The 21,512-nt window shown below is 56.0% G+C and carries 20 protein-coding genes; 14 read left to right on the forward strand and 6 right to left on the reverse strand.

The genetic code is table 11. From position 1 onward, the window contains the following. Window positions 1–6: 6 nt before the first annotated feature. The 5 genes from alr (at window position 7) to P349_RS03065 (ending at window position 4,217) form a co-directional block, all read left to right on the forward strand. Complete coding sequence (gene alr, locus P349_RS03085) at window positions 7–1,086, forward strand: alanine racemase (RefSeq protein ID WP_032650606.1); 1,080 nt, start codon at window positions 7–9, stop codon at window positions 1,084–1,086. 120 nt (window positions 1,087–1,206) lie between these two features. Continuing rightward, window positions 1,207–2,400, forward strand: coding sequence for an aromatic amino acid transaminase (tyrB, locus tag P349_RS03080; protein WP_032650608.1), 1,194 nt, complete (start codon window positions 1,207–1,209; stop codon window positions 2,398–2,400). A 217-nt stretch (window positions 2,401–2,617) separates the two neighbouring features. After that, entirely contained in the window at window positions 2,618–3,331 is a 714-nt protein-coding gene (gene aphA / locus P349_RS03075; protein ID WP_032650609.1) for an acid phosphatase AphA, read from the forward strand. 113 nt (window positions 3,332–3,444) lie between these two features. Continuing rightward, a complete protein-coding gene (locus P349_RS03070; protein WP_024906721.1) occupies window positions 3,445–3,861 on the forward strand; it encodes a secondary thiamine-phosphate synthase enzyme YjbQ in 417 nt (138 codons plus the stop codon). A 2-nt stretch (window positions 3,862–3,863) separates the two neighbouring features. Then, the gene (locus tag P349_RS03065) at window positions 3,864–4,217 is read left to right on the forward strand and encodes an MmcQ/YjbR family DNA-binding protein (RefSeq protein WP_023310053.1); all 354 of its coding nucleotides are present in this window, start codon (window positions 3,864–3,866) and stop codon (window positions 4,215–4,217) included. A 3-nt stretch (window positions 4,218–4,220) separates the two neighbouring features. On the opposite strand, the gene uvrA is transcribed toward P349_RS03065, so the two are convergent. Beyond that, window positions 4,221–7,043, reverse strand: a complete 2,823-nt coding sequence (gene uvrA / locus P349_RS03060) for an excinuclease ABC subunit UvrA (RefSeq protein ID WP_024906722.1) — start codon at window positions 7,041–7,043, stop codon at window positions 4,221–4,223. Between the two features lie 250 nt (window positions 7,044–7,293). Between uvrA and ssb1 the strand changes: the two genes are divergently transcribed. Further along, window positions 7,294–7,824 carry a single-stranded DNA-binding protein SSB1 gene (ssb1, locus tag P349_RS03055; RefSeq protein WP_023310055.1) on the forward strand — a complete coding sequence of 177 codons (531 nt, stop codon included), beginning with the start codon at window positions 7,294–7,296 and terminating at the stop codon, window positions 7,822–7,824. 60 nt (window positions 7,825–7,884) lie between these two features. Here the strand turns inward: ssb1 and P349_RS03050 are convergent, their stop codons facing one another. Next, window positions 7,885–8,166 (reverse strand): YjcB family protein, encoded by a 282-nt coding sequence (locus P349_RS03050; protein WP_008503385.1) that lies wholly within the window; start codon window positions 8,164–8,166, stop codon window positions 7,885–7,887. A gap of 491 nt (window positions 8,167–8,657) precedes the next feature. Between P349_RS03050 and P349_RS03045 the strand changes: the two genes are divergently transcribed. Both P349_RS03045 and P349_RS03040 read left to right on the forward strand, forming a co-directional pair. Then, window positions 8,658–10,061, forward strand: coding sequence for a sensor domain-containing diguanylate cyclase (locus P349_RS03045; RefSeq protein WP_032650610.1), 1,404 nt, complete (start codon window positions 8,658–8,660; stop codon window positions 10,059–10,061). Between the two features lie 338 nt (window positions 10,062–10,399). Further along, entirely contained in the window at window positions 10,400–11,965 is a 1,566-nt protein-coding gene (locus tag P349_RS03040; protein ID WP_032650611.1) for an EAL domain-containing protein, read from the forward strand. Between the two features lie 6 nt (window positions 11,966–11,971). Here the strand turns inward: P349_RS03040 and soxS are convergent, their stop codons facing one another. After that, window positions 11,972–12,298, reverse strand: coding sequence for a superoxide response transcriptional regulator SoxS (gene soxS / locus P349_RS03035; RefSeq protein WP_008503387.1), 327 nt, complete (start codon window positions 12,296–12,298; stop codon window positions 11,972–11,974). A 98-nt stretch (window positions 12,299–12,396) separates the two neighbouring features. Between soxS and soxR the strand changes: the two genes are divergently transcribed. The 4 genes from soxR to P349_RS03015 all read left to right on the forward strand — a co-directional run bounded on the left by soxR (window position 12,397) and on the right by P349_RS03015 (window position 17,335). Continuing rightward, a complete protein-coding gene (gene soxR / locus P349_RS03030; protein ID WP_008503388.1) occupies window positions 12,397–12,855 on the forward strand; it encodes a redox-sensitive transcriptional activator SoxR in 459 nt (152 codons plus the stop codon). A 367-nt stretch (window positions 12,856–13,222) separates the two neighbouring features. Continuing rightward, window positions 13,223–13,894, forward strand: coding sequence for a glutathione S-transferase family protein (locus P349_RS03025; RefSeq protein ID WP_024906726.1), 672 nt, complete (start codon window positions 13,223–13,225; stop codon window positions 13,892–13,894). 294 nt (window positions 13,895–14,188) lie between these two features. Further along, a complete protein-coding gene (gene ghxP / locus P349_RS03020; protein WP_032650612.1) occupies window positions 14,189–15,538 on the forward strand; it encodes a guanine/hypoxanthine transporter GhxP in 1,350 nt (449 codons plus the stop codon). A gap of 150 nt (window positions 15,539–15,688) precedes the next feature. Then, on the forward strand, window positions 15,689–17,335 hold the full coding sequence (locus P349_RS03015) for a Na+/H+ antiporter (protein ID WP_024906728.1): 1,647 nt from the start codon (window positions 15,689–15,691) through the stop codon (window positions 17,333–17,335). Window positions 17,336–17,416: 81 nt separating this feature from the next. Here the strand turns inward: P349_RS03015 and P349_RS03010 are convergent, their stop codons facing one another. Beyond that, complete coding sequence (locus P349_RS03010) at window positions 17,417–18,304, reverse strand: LysR family transcriptional regulator (protein ID WP_024906729.1); 888 nt, start codon at window positions 18,302–18,304, stop codon at window positions 17,417–17,419. 102 nt (window positions 18,305–18,406) lie between these two features. On the opposite strand from P349_RS03010, the gene P349_RS03005 reads away from it, so the two are divergent. Both P349_RS03005 and P349_RS03000 read left to right on the forward strand, forming a co-directional pair. After that, complete coding sequence (locus P349_RS03005) at window positions 18,407–18,817, forward strand: CidA/LrgA family protein (RefSeq protein WP_021242769.1); 411 nt, start codon at window positions 18,407–18,409, stop codon at window positions 18,815–18,817. After that, entirely contained in the window at window positions 18,810–19,499 is a 690-nt protein-coding gene (locus P349_RS03000) for an LrgB family protein (RefSeq protein ID WP_024906731.1), read from the forward strand. Before P349_RS03005 ends, P349_RS03000 begins: the two co-directional genes overlap by 8 nt. Window positions 19,500–19,531: 32 nt before the next feature. On the opposite strand, the gene actP is transcribed toward P349_RS03000, so the two are convergent. Next, on the reverse strand, window positions 19,532–21,181 hold the full coding sequence (gene actP, locus P349_RS02995) for a cation/acetate symporter ActP (RefSeq protein ID WP_024906732.1): 1,650 nt from the start codon (window positions 21,179–21,181) through the stop codon (window positions 19,532–19,534). Beyond that, window positions 21,178–21,492 (reverse strand): DUF485 domain-containing protein, encoded by a 315-nt coding sequence (locus tag P349_RS02990; protein ID WP_024906733.1) that lies wholly within the window; start codon window positions 21,490–21,492, stop codon window positions 21,178–21,180. Before P349_RS02990 ends, actP begins: the two co-directional genes overlap by 4 nt. Window positions 21,493–21,512 lie beyond the last annotated feature (20 nt).

Below are 21,512 nucleotides of genomic sequence, written 5' to 3' on the forward strand. Positions count from 1 at the left end.
ATTCAAATGCAAGCGGCAACTGTTGTCATTAACCGCCGCGCTCTGCGACACAACCTGCAACGTCTGCGTGAACTGGCACCCGCCAGCAAGCTCGTTGCAGTCGTGAAAGCGAACGCTTACGGACACGGTCTTCTTGAGACCGCGCGAACGCTCCCCGATGCCGACGCCTTTGGCGTCGCCCGTCTTGAAGAAGCCCTTCGCCTGCGCGCGGGGGGGATTACCCAACCGATTCTGCTCCTCGAAGGCTTTTTCGAAGCCACAGATTTGCCGACCATTGCTGACCAGCATCTGCATACGGCAGTGCATAACGAAGAACAGCTGGCCGCACTTGAAACCGCCGAGCTGAGCGAGCCGGTGACCGTGTGGATGAAGCTCGACACGGGCATGCACCGTCTGGGCGTGCGGCCGGAGAGCGCGGAAGCGTTCTATCAGCGTTTATGCCGGTGCAAAAACGTGCGCCAGCCGGTGAATATCGTCAGCCATTTTGCTCGCGCCGATGAACCGGAGTGTGGTGCGACAGAGAAGCAGCTCGATATCTTCAATACCTTCTGCGAAGGCAAGCCGGGGATGCGCTCAATTGCGGCATCCGGCGGTATTCTGCTGTGGCCGCAGTCGCATTTCGACTGGGCGCGACCGGGCATCATTCTCTATGGCGTGTCGCCACTGGAGAACAAACCCTGGGGGCCGGACTTTGGCTTCCAGCCGGTCATGTCGCTGGTCTCTAACCTGATTGCTGTGCGTGACCATAAAGCGGGTGAGCCGGTGGGCTACGGCGGCACCTGGATTAGCGAGCGTGATACCCGCCTCGGCGTCGTGGCGATGGGCTATGGCGATGGCTATCCCCGCGCTGCGCCAACGGGTACGCCGGTTCTGGTCAACGGTCGCGAAGTGAAGATTGTCGGCCGCGTGGCGATGGATATGATTTGTGTTGATCTGGGGCCTGAAGCCCAGGATAAGCCTGGTGATGATGTCGTGATGTGGGGGGAAGGGCTGCCTGTTGAACGCATTGCTGAAATCACGAAAGTAAGTGCTTACGAACTTATCACGCGTCTGACCTCGCGGGTAGCGATGAAGTACATTGATTGAACCGCCAATGGAGTGAGGTTTTTTATCTTCGCTCCAACTTTATTAACATCCTCTCGACCTTCTCCCACTTCCGGTTTATTGTTGAAATCCCTGCCTCATCGAATTCCGGAGAATCATCGCGTGTTTCAGAAAGTTGACGCCTATGCCGGCGACCCAATTCTCTCCTTAATGGAGCGTTTCAAAGAAGATCCTCGCAGCGACAAGGTGAACCTTAGCATCGGTTTGTATTACAACCACGAGGGTTTTATTCCTCAGCTGCAGGCCGTTGCCGAAGCCGAAGCGCGTCTGAACGCGGTTCCACACGGCGCGTCGCTCTATCTGCCGATGGAAGGGTTAAATACCTACCGCAGCACCATTGCGCCGCTGCTTTTTGGTGCCGATCATGCGGTGCTCGCGCAAAAACGCGTGGCAACCATCCAGACGCTGGGCGGCTCGGGTGCGCTGAAAGTGGGTGCAGACTTCCTGAAAAAATACTTCCCGGATTCAGGCGTGTGGGTCAGTGACCCGACGTGGGAAAACCACGTTGCGATCTTCGAGGGCGCAGGCTTCAAAGTGGCGACCTATCCGTGGTTTGACAGCGAAACTAACGGCGTGCGCGTTGACGCGCTGCTTGAAAAACTGAACACCCTGCCGGAGCGCAGCATTGTGCTGCTGCATCCATGCTGCCATAACCCGACCGGTGCGGATCTTACCAATGCCCAGTGGGATGCGGTGATTGAGGTACTGAAGGCTCGCAACCTGATCCCGTTCCTCGATATTGCCTACCAGGGCTTTGGCGCGGGCATGGAAGAAGATGCCTATGCCATCCGCGCCGCTGCCAGCGCCGGGCTGCCTGTTCTGGTGAGTAACTCCTTCTCTAAAATCTTCTCCCTGTACGGTGAACGCGTTGGCGGTCTGTCCGTGGTGTGTGAAGACGCCGAAGCGGCAGGTCGCGTGCTTGGCCAGCTTAAGGCGACGGTGCGCCGCATCTACTCCAGCCCGCCTAACTTTGGTGCGCAGGTGGTGGCGACGGTTCTCGGTGACGAAAAGCTAAAAGCGTCCTGGCTTGCGGAAGTGGAAGCGATGCGCCAGCGCATTCAGACGATGCGTCAGGAGCTGGTTAACGTCCTGAAAGAGGCCGTGCCGGGACATAACTTCGACTATCTGCTCAAGCAGCGCGGGATGTTCAGCTATACCGGACTGAGTGCGGCCCAGGTCGATCGTCTGCGCGAAGAGTTCGGCGTCTACCTGATCGCCAGCGGCCGTATGTGCGTGGCGGGTCTGAATGCCAGCAACGTTCATCGCGTGGCGCAGGCGTTTGCTGCTGTAATGTAAGTACTTACCAACTCGCCCTCTCCCCGTCGGAGAGGGCCGGGGTGAGGGCATCAGGCCGCACAAAAACGTTGCCCGACCTTTTGTGATCGTCTTCTTTTTATTCCGCTTCATAAGCAAAAACTCCTTCCCTTCACCTCCCGCTGGGGTTATGGTCGGATAGTTTTTTGACCATCCGCTCAAATTAAAACGATAACAAACTGAATATTCAGGGGAAAATATGCGCAAGATCACACTGGCGCTCAGCGCCGCCTGCTTATTGTTCTCGCTTAATAATGCCGTCGTCGCGCGAGCTTCTGCCCCGACGCCGCTTTACACCGGCACCACCGCCGCCATTCTTGCCGAGCAGGCACCCATTCACTGGGTTTCCGTGGCCCAAATCGAAAACAGCCTGATGGGCCGTGCGCCAATGGCCGTGGGTTTTGACATTGACGATACCGTGCTGTTCTCAAGCCCCGGCTTCTGGCGCGGTAAGAAAACATATTCACCCGACAGCGAAGCGTATCTGAAGAACCCGGAATTCTGGGAAAAAATGAATAATGGCTGGGACGAATTCAGCATCCCGAAAGAGGTTGCCCGTGCGCTTATTGCCATGCACGTGAAGCGCGGTGACAGCATTTATTTTGTAACCGGCCGCAGTCAGACCAAAACGGAAACCGTCTCTAAAACGCTGCAGGATGATTTCCAGATCCCGGCGACCAGCATGAACCCGGTCATTTTTGCGGGTGACAAAGAGGGGCAAAACACCAAAACCCAGTGGCTGGAAAAGAAAAACATCAAAGTGTTTTATGGCGATTCGGATAACGACATTACCGCCGCACAGGATGTGGGTGCCAGAGGGATCAGGGTGTTACGCGCGTCTAACTCAACCTATCGCCCGCTGCCGATGGCCGGAAAGTTTGGCGAAGAGGTGATCGTCAACTCGGAGTATTGAGCCCCTGGCAGCGAGTTTGACTCTTTTTTAATCAAATCTCGCTGCTGCGGGTTTTACCTTTCGTCTTCTTGCTGCACACTTAGAAAGATTCATCTTTCATCACGGAGCAGCCTATGTGGTACCAACAGACCCTGACCTTAAGCGCGAAGCCACGCGGATTTCACCTGGTGACGGATGAAGTCATCGGGCAACTCCGCGACCTGTCGCGCGTCAGAACGGGTTTGCTGCATCTGCTGCTTCAGCACACGTCCGCCTCTCTGACGCTGAATGAAAATTGCGATCCCACCGTCCGGTCCGACATGGAGCACCATTTTCTGAAGAGCGTCCCGGACAACGCGCCTTATGAGCATGACTATGAGGGGGCGGACGACATGCCTTCGCATATTAAATCCTCTTTGCTGGGCGTATCGCTGATGCTGCCGGTCCACAACGGGCGGCTGCTGTTGGGAACGTGGCAGGGGATCTGGCTGGGTGAGCATCGCATTCACGGTGGTTCGCGTAAAATTATCGCCACGCTACAAGGGGAATAAAGATGACAATTTCGGAGATACTTCAGTACTGCATGAGCAAGCCCGGCGCGGAGCAGAGCGTCCACAGCGACTGGAAAGCCACGCAGATTAAGGTAGGTGATGTGCTGTTTGCGATGGTGAAAGAGGTAGAAGGCCGTCCGGCGGCGTCGCTGAAAACCAGCCCTGAACTGGCGGATTTGCTGCGTCAGCAGCATGATGACGTGAGGCCGAGCAAGCACCTCAATAAGGCGCATTGGAGCACCGTCTATCTGGATGGATCGATTCCAGGATCACAGATTTACTACCTGGTGGATGCGTCCTATCAGCAGGCGGTTGAGCTGCTGCCGGAAACCACCCGACAGCAACTCTCCGTGTGACAACTACAGCAACGGTTTAAGGAAGCGCGCGGTGTGCGAGGCTTCGCACTCTGCAACGGTCTCTGGCGTACCGGAGACAAGAATTTCACCGCCGCCGCTGCCGCCTTCCGGGCCGAGATCGACAATCCAGTCCGCGGTTTTAATCACGTCCAGGTTGTGCTCAATCACCACGATAGTGTTGCCCTGATCGCGCAGCTGATGCAGCACCTCGAGCAGTTGCTGGATATCGGCAAAGTGCAGGCCGGTGGTTGGCTCATCCAGAATGTAGAGCGTCTGACCGGTACCGCGTTTTGACAGCTCACGCGCCAGCTTCACGCGCTGCGCTTCACCACCGGAAAGCGTTGTCGCCGACTGCCCCAGACGAATGTAGGTCAGGCCGACGTCCATCAGCGTTTGCAGCTTACGCGCCAGCGCAGGGACGGCGTCAAAGAACTCGCGCGCCTCTTCGATGGTCATATCCAGCACTTCGTGGATGGTCTTGCCCTTGTACTTAATCTCCAGCGTTTCGCGGTTATAGCGTTTGCCTTTGCACTGGTCGCACGGCACGTAGATATCCGGCAGGAAGTGCATCTCAACCTTGATCACGCCATCGCCCTGGCACGCTTCGCAGCGGCCACCGCGCACGTTAAAGCTGAAACGTCCTGGCGTATAGCCGCGGGAGCGTGCTTCAGGCACACCGGCAAACAGTTCACGTACGGGCGTGAAGACGCCGGTATAGGTCGCCGGGTTAGAGCGCGGGGTACGGCCAATCGGGCTCTGGTCGATATCGATAACCTTATCGAAATGCTCCAGCCCCTGGATGTCGCGGTACGGTGCAGGCTCGGCCAGCGTCGCACCGTTTAGCGCGGTCTGTGCAATCGGGAACAGCGTATCGTTGATCAGCGTCGATTTACCGGAACCGGACACGCCGGTGATGCAGGTAAACAGGCCAACCGGCAGCGTCAGGGTGACGTCTTTCAGGTTGTTGCCGCGCGCGCCGGTCAGCTTCAGCACTTTTTCCGGATCTGCCGCTACGCGCTGTTTTGGCACTTCAATCTTGCGCTTGCCGCTCATGTACTGACCGGTCAGCGACTCGGGTACCGCCATAATGTCCTTCAGCGTCCCTTCTGCAACGACCTGTCCGCCGTGCACGCCTGCGCCAGGGCCAATGTCGATGACGTGGTCAGCCGCACGGATCGCATCTTCGTCGTGCTCCACCACGATCACCGTGTTGCCGAGATTGCGCAGGTGGATCAGGGTGCCGAGCAGGCGCTCGTTGTCGCGCTGGTGCAGGCCGATGGACGGCTCGTCCAGTACGTACATCACGCCGACTAAGCCCGCGCCAATCTGGCTGGCCAGACGGATACGCTGAGCCTCACCGCCGGAGAGCGTTTCCGCCGAGCGGGAAAGCGTCAGGTAGTTCAGGCCGACGTTCACCAGGAACTTCAGGCGATCGCCGATCTCTTTCAGCACTTTTTCGGCAATTTTCGCGCGCTGGCCGGAGAGCTTCAGGTTATTGAAGAAGTCCATCGCGTGGCCGATGCTCATGTCTGAGATGGTCGGCAGCGCCGTGTTTTCCACAAACACGTGGCGCGCTTCACGACGCAGGCGCGTGCCCTCGCAGGTGGCGCAGGAGCGGTTGCTGATGAACTTCGCCAGCTCTTCGCGTACCGCGCTGGATTCGGTCTCTTTGTAGCGGCGCTCCATATTGTGCAGCACCCCTTCGAACGGGTGACGACGCACGGAGGTATCGCCGCGATCGTTCATGTACTTGAACTCAATGTTCTCTTTGCCGGAACCGAACAGAATCACTTTGTGCACGTTCGGGCTCAGGCTGGCCCACGGCGCTTCGACGTCGAACTTGTAGTGCTCTGCCAGCGATTTCAGCATCTGGAAGTAGTAGAAGTTACGCTTGTCCCAGCCGCGAATGGCCCCGCCCGCCAGCGACAGCTCCGGGTTCTGGATCACGCGGTCCGGATCGAAATATTGCTGAACGCCCAGGCCGTCACACGTCGGACACGCGCCCGCCGGGTTGTTAAAGGAGAACAGGCGCGGTTCCAGCTCGCGCATGCTGTAGCCGCAAATCGGACAGGCGAAGTTGGCGGAGAAGAGCAGCTCTTCCGCTTTCGGGTCGTCCATGTCGGAGACCACGGCCGTGCCGCCAGAGAGTTCCAGCGCGGTTTCAAAGGATTCCGCCAGACGCGTGGCGAGATCGTCACGCACCTTGAAGCGGTCAATCACCACTTCGATGGTGTGCTTCTTCTGCAGCTCCAGCTTGGGCGGATCGGACAGGTCGCACACTTCACCGTCGATACGGGCGCGGATATAGCCCTGGCTTGCCAGGTTTTCCAGCGTCTTGGTGTGTTCGCCCTTACGCTCTTTGATGATTGGCGCCAGCAGCATCAGGCGTTTGCCTTCCGGCTGCGACAGCACGTTATCCACCATCTGGCTGACGGTCTGGGCCGCCAGCGGGACGTCGTGGTCCGGGCAGCGCGGCTCACCCACGCGGGCATACAGCAGACGCAGGTAGTCATGAATTTCGGTAATGGTACCGACCGTTGAACGCGGGTTATGCGAGGTGGACTTCTGCTCAATAGAGATAGCAGGGGACAACCCTTCAATATGGTCAACATCCGGTTTTTCCATCAGCGACAGGAACTGACGCGCGTACGCAGAGAGTGATTCAACGTAACGACGCTGTCCTTCGGCATACAGGGTGTCGAAAGCCAGTGAGGATTTGCCAGACCCCGAAAGCCCGGTCACGACAATGAGTTTGTCGCGAGGGATTATGAGGTTGATATTCTTGAGATTGTGGGTGCGGGCGCCCCGAACTTCGATCTTATCCATTCACCTTTCCCGGTTGGAACACGGATTGCCTGATTTGTTTGAAGGACAAACGGCTGTCAGAAACGGCTAATTATGACACAATTTAACCTGTTTGAATATACAGTATTGGAATGCATTTTCTGATTCGCTGTGTAACAATGTCGAGTTGCGGGAGAACTCTGGAACGTGCTACGCAACTATCAAAGTGCAGCATGGAAATGGTACACTCGCGCGTTTACACTATTAAGAAACGTATTCAGGAGACACGAACATGGCCAGCAGAGGCGTAAACAAGGTGATTCTCGTCGGTAATCTGGGCCAGGACCCGGAAGTACGCTACATGCCGAGTGGTGGCGCAGTTGCCAACATTACGCTGGCTACTTCCGAATCCTGGCGTGATAAAGCGACCGGTGAGATGAAAGAGCAGACCGAATGGCACCGCGTTGTGCTGTTTGGCAAACTGGCCGAAGTGGCCGGTGAGTATCTGCGTAAAGGTTCTCAGGTCTATATCGAAGGCCAGCTGCGCACCCGCAAATGGACCGATCAGTCCGGTGCTGAGAAGTACACCACTGAAGTCGTGGTTAACGTGGGCGGTACCATGCAGATGCTGGGTGGCCGTCAGGGCGGTGGTGCACCGGCAGGTGGTGGTCAGAGCCAGCAGCAGGGCGGTTGGGGTCAGCCTCAGCAGCCGCAGGGCGGCAACCAGTTCAGCGGTGGCGCGCAGTCTCGCCCGCAGCAGCAGTCTGCTCCGGCACCGTCTAACGAACCGCCAATGGATTTCGACGACGACATTCCGTTCTGATCAACGGATGAGAAAACAAAAAACCCAGACATCGTCTGGGTTTTTTTATTGATGAAGGGATCAGGTAATGACCATCGGCCAGTCTGGCGGCGTGTGGCTCATTGCTTCCACCATAACCACTTTAATGTTTTCCCAGACGGCGGCGATATCCAGCAGGGTAATGCCAAGCAGACCCGTTGCAAACCAGCAGGCTGCACCCAGCCCCAGCAGGGTGCTGATGACAGCGAGACCCGCATAGTCAGATTTACGAAACTGAATGTTCAGCGTGCTGGCTAAAAACATCAGCACCGCACTCAACAAAGGCCAGCGCAGGAGAACCATGCTGGTAGTAATGGTTGCCATAAAACCCATCCTCAACAAAACAGACGAACTGAATGAAACAGATTTTTTTCGTTACACTATATGTGTGAACTATATCACGTTTGCTGTTTTATTCGCCAGTCCCGGGGTGATGAAAAACGGGTGATTCATAGTTACTGAGAATCGGTGGGCGCCTGAGTGAAAATATATCTTTGCTGGCTAAGTTCTCCAGTTCCCGCACTCTTTATAATGAATTCATTGAGATAGCAAAACTGATGCAAAAGGATGCTCACTGTACAATGTTTACAGCAATAACCCTATGGCTTATGCTTGAGTGGACAATTAATTTTACTCGCAGCTAACCTTTCAGGTTTTTGAATTTAATTATTTTTTTATTTCTTTGTACGTTTTTAATTACACACAACGTTGTTTTTAATTCGCTACGCTGAGATTCAGCCTGTGCATTGGTTTGTCGATTTTTCGAATCTGAAGAAAGTTGCGTCCGGTTTATCGCCTGATAATCAGCGAAAAAAATGAAAGAAAACCGACGTGAGATTGTTAATGACAGCATGCAAGCGTTGCATGCGCTGGCTAAGCTGATGCCTCAGCTTCATGCTCAATGTTCTCTGACCGACATGCTGACGACCATCAGTCGCGCGCTGGGCGCAAGTCTCGCCTGGGTAAGCGTTAATGGTGATGACGGGCTACAGCGCGTGGTATGCGCCGGGGAGATGACCTGCCATCCCTTCGAAGTGGCCGATTTCCTGGCGGACACCCTGCTCCAGCGGCATCATCGTTCATGGCGGGTGGTCTACTGGAAAGAGAATATTGGCCGTGCGTTATTTCCTCCTCAGCACCCGGGCTATGCGCAGTTGCATAGCGGTGTCTTGTGCAAACTTTCAACCCATAACTGGCACTGCAGTGGTTATTTCTTTTTAGCGTTTGATGAACGACTCTCTTCTCTGCCAATTCTGAAAAATATCGTCGTGGTGCTGGTCGAAAAATTAAAAGACTATTTCGCGGAAATTATTGCCCGGGAGAAAACTGCCCAGGAAATGCAGCGTGTCGTGACGCAATATAAGACGCTCTTTGAACGCGCCCCGGTTTTAATGAACTCTTTCGACAAATTTAACCGCTGCGTGCTGTGGAATGCCGAATGTGAAAAAGTATTCGGCTGGACGATGGCGGAGATCGCGGAACATGCCGATCCGCTTTCGCTGTTTTATCCCGACCCTGAAGAGCGGCGGCGGGTAAGAGAGTCGGTCAATGTCTCGCCGCTGAAGGATATGTATGAGTGGCATCCGCTACGCAAAGACGGCACCCCGCTGACGGTGCTGTGGTCCAACATTCTGTTGCCGGACAACTCTATCCTCAATATTGGGCTGGATATCACCGAGCGGAAAAAAGCCGAACAGCAGCTGCAGGTAAAAGCCACTACTGACGATCTCACCGGTTGCTTTAACCGTTCGGCGATTTTGCAGCAGCTGGAGCTTGCGCTGGCGGCCAGTGCCCGGCAGGAGGTTAACAGCCATTTTTGCGTCCTGATGTTTGACCTGGATTTCTTCAAACAGATCAACGATGAGTGGGGGCACCCGGTGGGTGATGCGGCGCTCCTTCACTTTTGTAACGCGATCCGTGAGTTATCACCTTCAGATTCGGCATTAGGGCGCGTGGGAGGAGAAGAGTTTTTGCTCTTGCTGGCGCAAACAAACGGCAATGGCGCTGCGCAATTATCCGCCAGGTTGCGCACCTTTCTGCAAACCAACCCGCTGGCCGTGGGGGAGAGGAAAGTGTCGCTGTCATTTAGTGCCGGGGTTGTGGAAGTAAGCGGAGGACAGCGGGATACTTCAGTCCTGCTGAGGCGTGCCGATAAAGCATTATATGAGGCCAAGCATTCGGGGCGAGGAAAAACGGTGGTGGCAGCTGATTATTTATAAATCAACGAACAAAATACGCCCGAACAAATAGCATAAAATGCCATGTCGAGGTTATGATTTTTCGCGCTGTTACAAGTTTGGCTTAATCAACAATCGTCTGTTGTGTTATCTTCCCACCGCCCTTGCGGGCTGGATAATTATTTTCCTTAATTGAAACGGAACGAATACTTACAGTTTAGCTTACGGGAAAATATTATCGTCATAACGAAATTTAAGATTTTTAATACGAAAAGTCAGTTGCTAACTTCGCATGATTCATGCAACGTAATCACCTGTTTAACAAAGCATCCGGCCTTCATTACTACAGGCGTACAACATGCAGGGATATAGGGCGGGAAATGAATCGTAGCGCGCGGCGCAAAATGCTCAGGGTGGTAGGGATCATCATGGTAGTTATGCTGCCTGTGATGCTTGCGCTATGGTTTGCCCAGCTACGAGCCGTATCTGAAACAAGCGCCCAGCTACGGACATTTGCTGAACTGGCTTTAGACAAAACAGAACTGGTTATTCAACAGGTTGATCTGGCCCGGGACGAGGCTGAAAAATATCAGGGTGAGCTTTGCACGCCGGGACATCGTCAATATATGCTGAACGTTGTTCGTGGCCGCCTGTTTGTCGCCGATTTAATTTACGCTCAAGGTCAGAATTTTCTTTGTTCGACCGTTTTTACACCGGATCGCCCCTACGCTATTCCTGTCGCTAATTACACGCGTAAACCTGACGTCGCTATCTATTATTATCGCGATACCCCATTTTATACTGGTTATAAAATGACATATATGCAGCGCGGAAATTATGTGGTGGTCGTCAATCCACTTTCATACAGCGAAGTCATGTCTGCGGATCATTCTCTCTCATGGGGAGTGTACGACACGGTAACCAATGCTTTCTTTTCCGTCAGCCAGAAAGCCAATGTTTCTTTATTAAATTCGATGATTCAGGATAAGGAATCGGTATTTCAAAAAGATAACCGCTTTTATACGATCGTAAGTTCCCCCAAAAGACCGATTGCGGCCATTGTATCGACATCGAATAAACGCTTTTATGAAACGCTTTATCACCAGGCGACGTTGACGCTGCCGCTGGGCATGATCTGCAGCATTATTATTTTGCTGGTATGGTCCCGTACACATCGTGAGCTCAATTCGCCGGGGCGCTTACTGCACCGGGCACTGACCAAACGACAGCTTTGCGTGCACTATCAGCCGATTATTGATATCAAGAACAACCGGTGCGTGGGCGCGGAGGCGTTATTACGCTGGCCTGGTTTTAACGGGCAGGTGATGAGTCCGGCGGAGTTTATTCCGCTGGCGGAAAATGAGGGGATGAGCGAGCGGATCACAGACTATGTCGTTGAAGAGGTGTTCAGCGATCTGGGCCATTTCCTGGCCGAGCATCCCCATCTCTATATTTCGATTAACCTGTCGGCCACGGATTTCCACTCCTCGCGGCTGATCGCCATGATTTCCGAGAAGGCTCGCCACTACGCCGTCCGTGCGCAGCAAATCAAAATAGAAGTGACGGAACGCGGTTTTATCGATGTGCCAAAAACCACGCCGGTGATACAGGCTTTCCGTCAGGCGGGTTATGAAGTCGCGATTGATGATTTTGGTACCGGTTACTCGAACCTGCACAACCTCTACTCGCTGAACGTGGATATCCTGAAAATCGATAAATCGTTTATCGATACCTTAACGACCAACAGCACCAGCCACCTGATCGCCGAGCATATTATCGAGATGGCGCAAAGCCTGCGGCTGAAAACCATTGCGGAAGGGGTAGAGACGGCAGAGCAGGTAAGCTGGCTGTTGAAGCGCGGCGTCCAGTTTTGTCAGGGATGGCACTTCGCGAAAGCGATGCCGCCCCAGGAATTTATGACCTGGCAGCAGCAACCTTTGCACTGATATTCATTAATTCAACTGGTGGCGATAGTCGCTCGGCGTGCGGTCAAACTCGCGGCGAAACACGCGGGAAAAGGTTTGTTGCGACACATAGCCAAGATCCATCGCGATATCAAAAATCGGCCGCTGCGTTGAGCGTAGCGCCTGCGCCGCCAGCAGCAGTCTGCGCTGGCGAATGTACTCACCCAGGGTCTGATGCATGACCGTGCGGAACATTCTCTGTAAATACCATTTCGAATAGCCCGACTTTTTAGCGACCACATCGATGTTCAACGGTTGGTCGATATGGTCATCAATCCATTCAATAAGCGTCTGAATAATCTGCTGATGCGACATAAGGTTGCCCCTCTGTAGATACAACTATCTCGGTTAATTCGTCGTTTTCTCTGCGGGGGAGTATAATTCCTCAAGTTAACTTGAGGTAAAGAGGTTTTATGGAAAAGAGATTGCCGCGAATTAAAGCGCTTTTAACCCCCGGCGAAGTGGCAAAGCGAAGCGGTGTTGCCGTGTCGGCGCTCCACTTCTATGAAAGCAAAGGGTTAATCAAGAGTATCCGTAACGGAGGAAACCAGCGCCGCTATACCCGCGATGTGCTTCGCTACGTGGCGATTATCAAAATTGCGCAACGAATCGGAATTCCCCTGGCCACGATCGGCGAGGCCTTTGGGGTGCTGCCGGAAGGGCACACGCTGAGCCCGAAAGAGTGGAAAGAGCTGTCATCCCAGTGGCGCGAAGAGCTGGACAGGCGTATCCATACGCTGGTCGCGCTGCGTGACGAACTGGATGGCTGCATTGGCTGCGGCTGCCTGTCGCGGAGCGATTGTCCGTTGCGTAACCCCGGGGACAAACTGGGCGAGCAGGGGACGGGGGCACGGTTGCTGGAAGAGGATTGAGATTGTGCGGCCGGTTTGCCGGGTGGCGGCAGCGCCTTACCCGGCCTACCAAACCGAGAACGTAGGCCGGGTAAGCGAAGCGCCACCCGCAAAAAGCACATAAAGAACTAAAGCGCCACATAAGGGCGCTTTAGTTTTTCCCGGTCTTTGTCTTTCACTCTATCCCGCTGGTTCACGGGAGGGTTTCCCCCGACGTCAGCGCCCCTCGTGTCGAGCTGGTTGGGGAGGTTCCGGATTGTGCTGACACTTTAATTCTATGCAAGACCCGTTTTTTCGCCAGCCTCGCTGACCAGTTTTTAGCCGAATTTTTTTCGCGGTGTTGTTCAATTTTCTATAGTTAAAAAGTATGAATAACCAGGAGAAAACCATGCTCACGGTACATCACCTAAACCAGTCGCGCTCGCATCGCGTGATCTGGGCGCTGGAAGAACTCGGCCTGCCTTATGAGATCGTTCACTATCAGCGTGAAAAGAACATGCTGGCACCTGAGGCTCTCAAAAAAGTGCATCCGTTGGGCAAATCACCGGTCATCGAAGATAACGGACTGATCCTCGCAGAGTCAGGCGCCATTCTGGAGTATCTGCAGGAAACGTACGATGCCGAGTCGCGGCTTAAGCCTTTAGATCCGGCGCATAAAGTGCAGTACCGCTTCTGGCTGCACTACGCGGAAGGATCCCTGATGCCGCTGCTGTTAATGAAGCTGGTCTTCAACAGCCTCGGCAAGCCGCCGGTGCCGTTTGGTATCAGAACTTTGGGCAAAGCGCTGGGGCAGGGGGTGCAGAAAGCGTACCTCAACCGTCAGCTGGAAACCCATGCGCGCTTTATTGAGTCGCACCTTGCCAAAAACAGCTGGTTTGCCGGGGATGCGCTCAGCATGGCCGATATTCAGATGAGCTTTCCGATCTTTGCCCTGCTGGCGCGCGGCGGTATCGCTAATCTGCCGCATATTCAGGCCTGGAAGACAAAAGTTGAGAGCAGCCCTGGCTGGCAAAGAACCCTGGAGCAAGGGGGGCCGTTATCTATCCCGGGCGAGGACTGAAATGTAAACAAATTGCGCATAGACGATAACGTTTGCGCATCCTCTGTTTATTTCTTCAGCATCATAAGTGAATTTTAGCGAAAAACGATAAAGTTCAGTTGAAAAGGGCGGGGATTACGCTAGATAATCGTTTGCCTTAATTTGACCACCCGTTTGTAAGCGCGGAGCTAAACGTTTGCTTTTTTTGTGACGCCCTTTCGTCGCAAACGCAACACAAGGATTTGACGTTTAGCTGGCAGCGGCGTCTCCACCTCGCTTACGGACTTCCTAAAAAACTCTCAGGGGATGTTTTCTATGTCTACGCCATCTGCGCGTACTGGCGGTTCACTTGACGCCATGTTTAAAATTTCGGCTCGCGGCAGCACCGTGCGCCAGGAGATCGTTGCTGGTTTGACAACGTTTCTGGCGATGGTTTACTCCGTCATCGTTGTGCCGGGCATGCTGGGCAAAGCGGGCTTCCCGCCAGCGGCTGTCTTTGTGGCAACCTGCCTTGTGGCCGGCGTAGGCTCCATCGTGATGGGCCTGTGGGCGAACCTGCCGCTGGCGATTGGTTGCGCCATCTCTCTGACCGCGTTTACCGCGTTCAGCCTGGTGCTGGGCCAGCACATCAGCGTACCGGTTGCGCTGGGTGCCGTGTTCCTGATGGGTGTGCTGTTTACCGTGATTTCAGCGACCGGCATCCGTAGCTGGATTTTGCGCAACCTGCCGCAGGGTGTGGCGCACGGTACCGGTATCGGCATCGGCCTGTTCCTGCTGCTGATCGCCGCCAACGGCGTCGGTCTGGTCATCAAGAACCCGCTGGACGGTCTGCCGGTGGCGCTGGGCCACTTCGCCAGCTTCCCGGTGATTATGTCGCTGATCGGTCTGGCGGTGATTATCGGTCTGGAAAAACTGAAAGTCCCGGGCGGCATTCTGCTGACCATTATCGGCGTTTCCATTGTCGGCCTGATTTTCGATCCGAACGTCCATTTCTCCGGCATTTTCGCCATGCCGTCGCTGAGCGATGACAAAGGCAACTCCCTGATTGGCAGCCTGGATATCGTCGGTGCGCTGAACCCGGTGATTCTGCCAAGCGTGCTGGCGCTGGTGATGACCGCGGTGTTTGACGCGACCGGTACCATCCGCGCGGTGGCCGGTCAGGCGAACCTGCTGGATAAAGACGGTCAGATTATTGATGGCGGCAAAGCGCTGACCACTGACTCCCTGAGCAGCGTCTTCTCTGGCCTGGTGGGTGCGGCGCCTGCGGCGGTGTACATCGAATCCGCAGCGGGTACGGCGGCAGGCGGTAAAACCGGCCTGACGGCGATCACCGTCGGCGTGCTGTTCATGCTGATCCTGTTCCTCTCTCCGCTCTCCTATCTGGTTCCGGCATATGCGACCGCGCCAGCGCTGATGTACGTTGGCCTGCTGATGCTGAGCAACGTGGCGAAAATCGACTTTGCAGATTTCGTGGACGCCATGTCTGGCCTGATTACCGCGGTCTTCATCGTGCTGACCTGTAACATCGTGACCGGCATTATGATCGGCTTCGCGTCGCTGGTGATTGGTCGTCTGGTCTCCGGTGAGTGGCGCAAGCTGAATATCGGCACCGTGATTATCGCCGTTGCGCTGGTGGCGTTCTACGCGGGCGGCTGGGCAATCTAAGTTGTCCTTTGATGCGAAAACGGGTGGCTCAGGCCGCCCGTTTTTATTTTCAGGACTCATCCTGTTGCCTTTTGCGTTACTCTGGGGAAGATAGAATAAAAGGCACGACGCCTTCCGGAGTACATAAGCAACACAGCAAACAGGGAACGCATGGAAATCTTCTTCACAATACTCATCATGACCCTTGTGGTCTCGCTATCCGGGGTGGTTACACGCGTACTGCCCTTTCAGGTCCCCCTGCCATTAATGCAAATTGCCATCGGCGCGCTGCTGGCGTGGCCGACGTTTGGCCTGCACGTGGAATTTGACCCCGAACTGTTCCTCGTGCTGTTTATCCCGCCACTGCTGTTTGCCGATGGCTGGAAAACGCCCACGCGCGAATTCCTTGAACACGGGCGCGAGATCTTCGGCCTGGCGCTGGCGCTGGTGGTGGTCACCGTCGTCGGGATTGGTTTTCTGATCTACTGGGCGGTACCGGGCATTCCGTTAATACCGGCTTTTGCGCTGGCCGCCGTGCTGTCGCCAACCGATGCCGTGGCGCTGTCCGGCATTGTGGGTGAAGGCCGTATTCCGAAGAAAATCATGGGGATTTTACAGGGGGAGGCGCTGATGAACGACGCCTCTGGCCTGGTTGCCCTGAAGTTTGCCGTGGCCGTTGCGATGGGCACGATGGTCTTTACCGTCGGCGGCGCGACGCTGGAGTTCTTCAAGGTGGCGATTGGCGGTATTCTCGCGGGCTTCGTGGTGAGCTGGCTGTACGGCCGCTCATTGCGTTTCCTCAGCCGCTGGGGCGGCGATGAACCCGCTACGCAGATCGTACTGCTGTTCCTGCTGCCGTTTGCCTCTTATCTGATTGCCGAACATATCGGCGTATCGGGCATTCTTGCGGCAGTGGCGGCAGGGATGACCATTACCCGCTCCGGCGTGATGCGCCGCGCGCCGCTGGCCATGCGTCTGCGTGCCAACAGCACCTGGGCCATGCTGGAGTTTGTCTTTAACGGCATGGTATTCCTGCTGTTGGGCCTGCAGCTGCCGGGCATTATGGAATCCTCGCTGGTGGCGGCCGAAGCCGACCCGAACGTTGAGGTCTGGATGCTGTTTACCGACATCGTGCTGATCTACCTGGCGCTGATGCTAGTGCGTTTCGGCTGGCTGTGGACGATGAAAAACTTCAGCGTCCGTTTCCTGAAGAAAAAGCCGATGGAGTTCGGCTCGTGGACAACGCGTGAACTGCTGATTGCCTCTTTTGCGGGCGTACGCGGGGCGATCACCCTTGCCGGTGTCCTCTCCATTCCGCTGCTGCTGCCGACGGGCGACGTCTTCCCGGCGCGCTACGAGCTGGTCTTCCTGGCGGCGGGCGTGATTCTGTTCTCACTGTTTGTCGGCGTGATTATGCTGCCGATTTTACTCCAGCATATTGATGCCGGTGATTCGACCCAGCAGCATAAAGAGGAGCGTATTGCGCGGGCGGCTACCGCCGAAGTGGCGATTGTCGCTATCCAGAAAATGGAAGAACGTCTGGCCGCGGATGCGGAAGAGAACATCGACAATCAGCTGCTGACGGAAGTGAGTTCCCGCGTGATTGGTAACTTGCGCCGTCGCGCGGACGGGCGTAACGACGTGGAAAGCTCGCTGCAGGAGGAGAACCTTGAGCGTCGGTTCCGTCTGGCGGCGCTGCGCTCCGAGCGTGCCGAGCTGTATCACCTGCGCGCCACGCGCCAGATCAGCAACGAGACGCTGCAAAAGCTGCTGCACGATCTGGACCTGCTGGAAGCGCTGTTGATAGAGAATCAGTAGCGCTGTTTTGCCGGGTGGCGGCTTCGCCTTACCGGGCCTACGATTCGAACGTAGGCCCGGTAAGCGCAGCGCCACCGGGCACTATTCAGACCGCACCCAAAACCCCTCACAACACTGCAGCCACGCCTGCGCGCTCTGCGACAAATACACCCCTTCACGCCAGATCATCCCCAACTGCCAGTGCAGATCGCTCTCCAGCGGGATCCAGCGCAGCGTGTTTTTATCCAGACGCTCGCAAATCGGCTGTGGCAGAATGGCAATCCCCACGCCGGCCTGCACCATCGCCGCCAGGAAATCCCACTGCCCGCTGCGTACCGCAATGCGTGGCTTCACGTTATGCTGGTTAAACAGCGTCATCAGCTGGCGGCTGAGGGCGAAGTCTTCGTTGTAGATCAGCAGAGGGTGCTCGCCGAGCAGTTCAGGCTTCACCGACTCCCTCTTCAGCCAGTCGCCGGAGCGGGGCACCAGCACGCACAGCGGGTGGCTAAAGAGCGGAAGCGTCGCCAGGCCGCTCTCTTCCTCAACGGGGAGGGCGGTCATTGCTACGTCGAGCTCGCCGTTGGTGACGGCCTGCTGGACGGTTAACCCACCAAACTCCGAAATCTTCAGCTCTACGCCGGGATAACGCTGGCGAAACAGGCTAATCGGCCCGGCCATCATCATGCCGACCATCGGGGGAATGCCGAGGCGAAGCACCCCTTTGGTCAAATGGTTTATATCGTCCAGCTCCGCTTCCAGTTGGCGGAACTCCGCCAGAATCGCCAGCCCGCGTTCGAACACCACGCGTCCGGTGTCGGTCAGCAAAAGCTTGCGCCCGTCGCGGATCAGCAGGGTACAGTTCAGTTCATCTTCGAGGTTTTTCAGCATCTTGCTGATGGTGGGTTGGGTGACAAACAACTTCTCCGCTGCGCGGGTAAAACTTTGCTGACGAACCACTTCGACAAAATAGCGCAGCGTTCTTATGTCCATGATTATTCCTCGAAACTATACCTTTGATGATTTTAATTCATTTCAGTCCACACCGTGCGCTCACTATACTGGCGCCTCGTCTCATTTTTGAGGAAAACCCCCATGGCCGTGGCGTTAAGCCGTGTTACGCCTGCCGTTGTTCAACGACTCCAGGTCCCGGTTCAGGTACTGCTCTACGCGGGACTGTTTGTTTTTGCTGAATATCTTGTCGGCTGGCTCCACCTGCCGCTGCCTGCCAACCTGGTGGGGATGCTGCTGATGCTTACGCTTATTCTGTGTCGCGTGATCCCCCTTAACTGGGTGCGCGCCGGGGCGCGCTGGCTGCTGGCGGAGATGCTGCTGTTCTTTGTCCCCGCCGTGGTGGCGGTGGTGAACTATGCGCAGCTGCTGATGGTGGACGGCTGGCGAATCTTTGCGGTGATCGCGCTGAGTACGTTGATGGTGCTGGGGGCGACCGCCTGGGTGGTGGATAAAGTCTACCGCTTTGAAATCAGCAGGCACAAACATGACTAACTTTCAGATAAGCGTCTTGTGCCTGATTGCGACGCTCGGGATCTACTTTGCCAACAAGCGGCTGTATCGTCGTTTTCACGCCCTGCCGCTGATGCCGCTGGTCTTCACGCCGATCCTGCTGGTGCTGATGCTGGTCTTTGGCCACATTTCCTGGCAGAACTACATTGGCGAATCCCACTGGCTGCTGTGGCTGCTCGGCCCGGCGACCATCGCCTTTGCCGTGCCCGTTTACGACAACCTGGCGATTATCAAACGCCACTGGATGTCGCTCAGCGCAGGGGTGATCACCGCCACGGTGGTCGCGGTCTGTAGCTCCGTCTGGCTGGCGAGACTGTTTACGCTGCCCGATGAAATTCAGCGCAGCCTGGCCGTGCGCTCGGTGACCACGCCGTTTGCGCTGGCGGCGGCTAAACCCCTCGGCGGGCAGCCGGACCTGGTGGCGCTGTTTGTGGTGGTGACGGGCGTCTTTGGGATGGCAGTGGGCGATATGCTGTTCCTGCGGCTTTCCATTCGCGAAGGCATGGCGAAAGGGGCAGGGTTCGGCGCGGCGTCGCACGGCGCGGGTACGGCACGTTCGTATGAGCTGGGCCAGCAGGAGGGCGTTGTCGCGAGCCTGGTGATGATGCTGTCGGGCGTGGTGATGGTGCTGGTTGCACCGCTGGTGGCGTGGGTGATGTTTTAAGCTCCCCGGCCAGAATGGCCGGGGAGAAAGGCTTAGTGCGCGCGGCCCTGCTCGACGCCGAGACCGGTTTGTGAACGAATAAACTGGGCGCGGAATTTTTCGCGCTCCAGATTACCCTCCGGCGAATTGTCGGTGGCCGAGAAGAACCAGATGCCGATAAACGCCACGGCAATGGAGAACAGTGCCGGGTATTCATACGGGAAGATGGCGCTTGCGTGACCGAGGATCTGCACCCAGATCGTCGGGCCCAGAATCATCAGGATCACCGCCGTCAGCAGCCCCAGCCAGCCGCCAATCATCGCGCCACGGGTGGTCAGTTTCGACCAGTACATGGAGAGCAGGATGATCGGGAAGTTACAGCTTGCCGCAATGGAGAAGGCCAGTCCCACCATAAAGGCGATGTTTTGCTTCTCGAACAGAATGCCTAACAGAATCGCCACCACGCCCAGCACCAGCACGGTGATTTTGGAGACCTTCAGCTCATCGCGCTCGCTCGCGCCTTTGCGGAAGACGTTGGCGTAGAGGTCATGCGAGACCGCCGACGCCCCGGCCAGCGTCAGACCCGCAACCACCGCAAGAATGGTGGCGAAAGCCACGGCAGAGATAAAGCCGAGGAACAGGTTACCGCCCACCGCGTCCGCCAGGTGCACCGCCGCCATGTTGTTACCGCCAATCAGCGCGCCTGCGGCATCTTTAAATGCCGGGTTCGCCCCCACCAGCATGATCGCGCCAAAGCCGATGATAAAGGTCAGAATGTAGAAGTAACCCATGAAACCGGTGGCGTAGAAGACGCTCTTGCGCGCTTCACGCGCGTCGCTCACGGTGAAGAAGCGCATCAGAATATGCGGCAGACCCGCGGTACCGAACATCAGTCCGAGACCCAGTGAAAGCGCCGATATCGGGTCTTTCACCAGCCCGCCCGGGCTCATGATCGCTTCCCCTTTCGGGTGGACCGCCATGGCTTCGGTAAACAGGTTATTGAAGCTGAAGCCGACGTGCTTCATCACCATAAAGGCCATAAAGCTGGCGCCGAACAGCAGCAGCACGGCTTTGATGATCTGCACCCAAGTCGTCGCCAGCATGCCGCCGAACAGCACGTACATCACCATCAGTACGCCCACCAGCACCACCGCGATGTGGTAGTTCAGGCCGAACAGCAGTTGGATCAATTTACCCGCGCCCACCATCTGCGCAATCAGATACAGCGCCACTACCACCAGCGAGCCGCAGGCGGAGAGGGTGCGAATCGGCCCCTGCTTCAGGCGATACGAGGCCACGTCGGCGAAGGTATAGCGGCCCAGGTTGCGCAGGCGCTCGGCAATCAGGAACAGAATGATCGGCCAGCCGACGAGGAAGCCGAGGGAGTAAATCAGGCCGTCATAGCCGGAGGTGTACACCAGCGCGGAGATGCCAAGGAAGGAGGCGGCAGACATAAAGTCACCCGCAATTGCCAGCCCGTTCTGGAAGCCGGTAATGTTGCCGCCTGCGGTGTAGTAATCGTTACGGGAGCGCACGCGTTTCGACGCCCAGTAAGTGATATACAGCGTCAGCACCACGAAAATCAGGAACATCACAATCGCCTGCCAGTTGGTCGGCTGGCGCTGTACCTCGCCGGTAATGGCATCCGCCGCGTGGGCGGCAAAGGGAAGTGTGGCGGCGAGCGCCGTCAGAACTCGCTTCATGATGCTTTTACCTCTTGCAGTACCGCTTTATTAAGACGATCGAATTCACCGTTCGCGCGCCAGACGTAGACGCCGGTCAGCAAGAATGAAATCACAATCACGCCAATGCCAATCGGAATGCCGCGCGTCACGCTGGTCCCCTCGTGCAACGGGGTGCCCAGCCAGTGTGGGGCAAAGGCGATCAGCAAAATAAAGCCGACATAGATAATCAGCATGATGATGGAAAGGATGAAGGCAAACCGTTGCCGCTTATCGACGAGCTCCCTGTAGTGCGCACTATTCTCTATCTGCTGACAAATATCGTTATTCATCACAGAGTTCTCCAGAGGTA

It is taken from the genome of Enterobacter sp. DC4 (genome assembly GCF_000568095.1).
GTDB classification, from domain to species: domain Bacteria; phylum Pseudomonadota; class Gammaproteobacteria; order Enterobacterales; family Enterobacteriaceae; genus Enterobacter; species Enterobacter pseudoroggenkampii.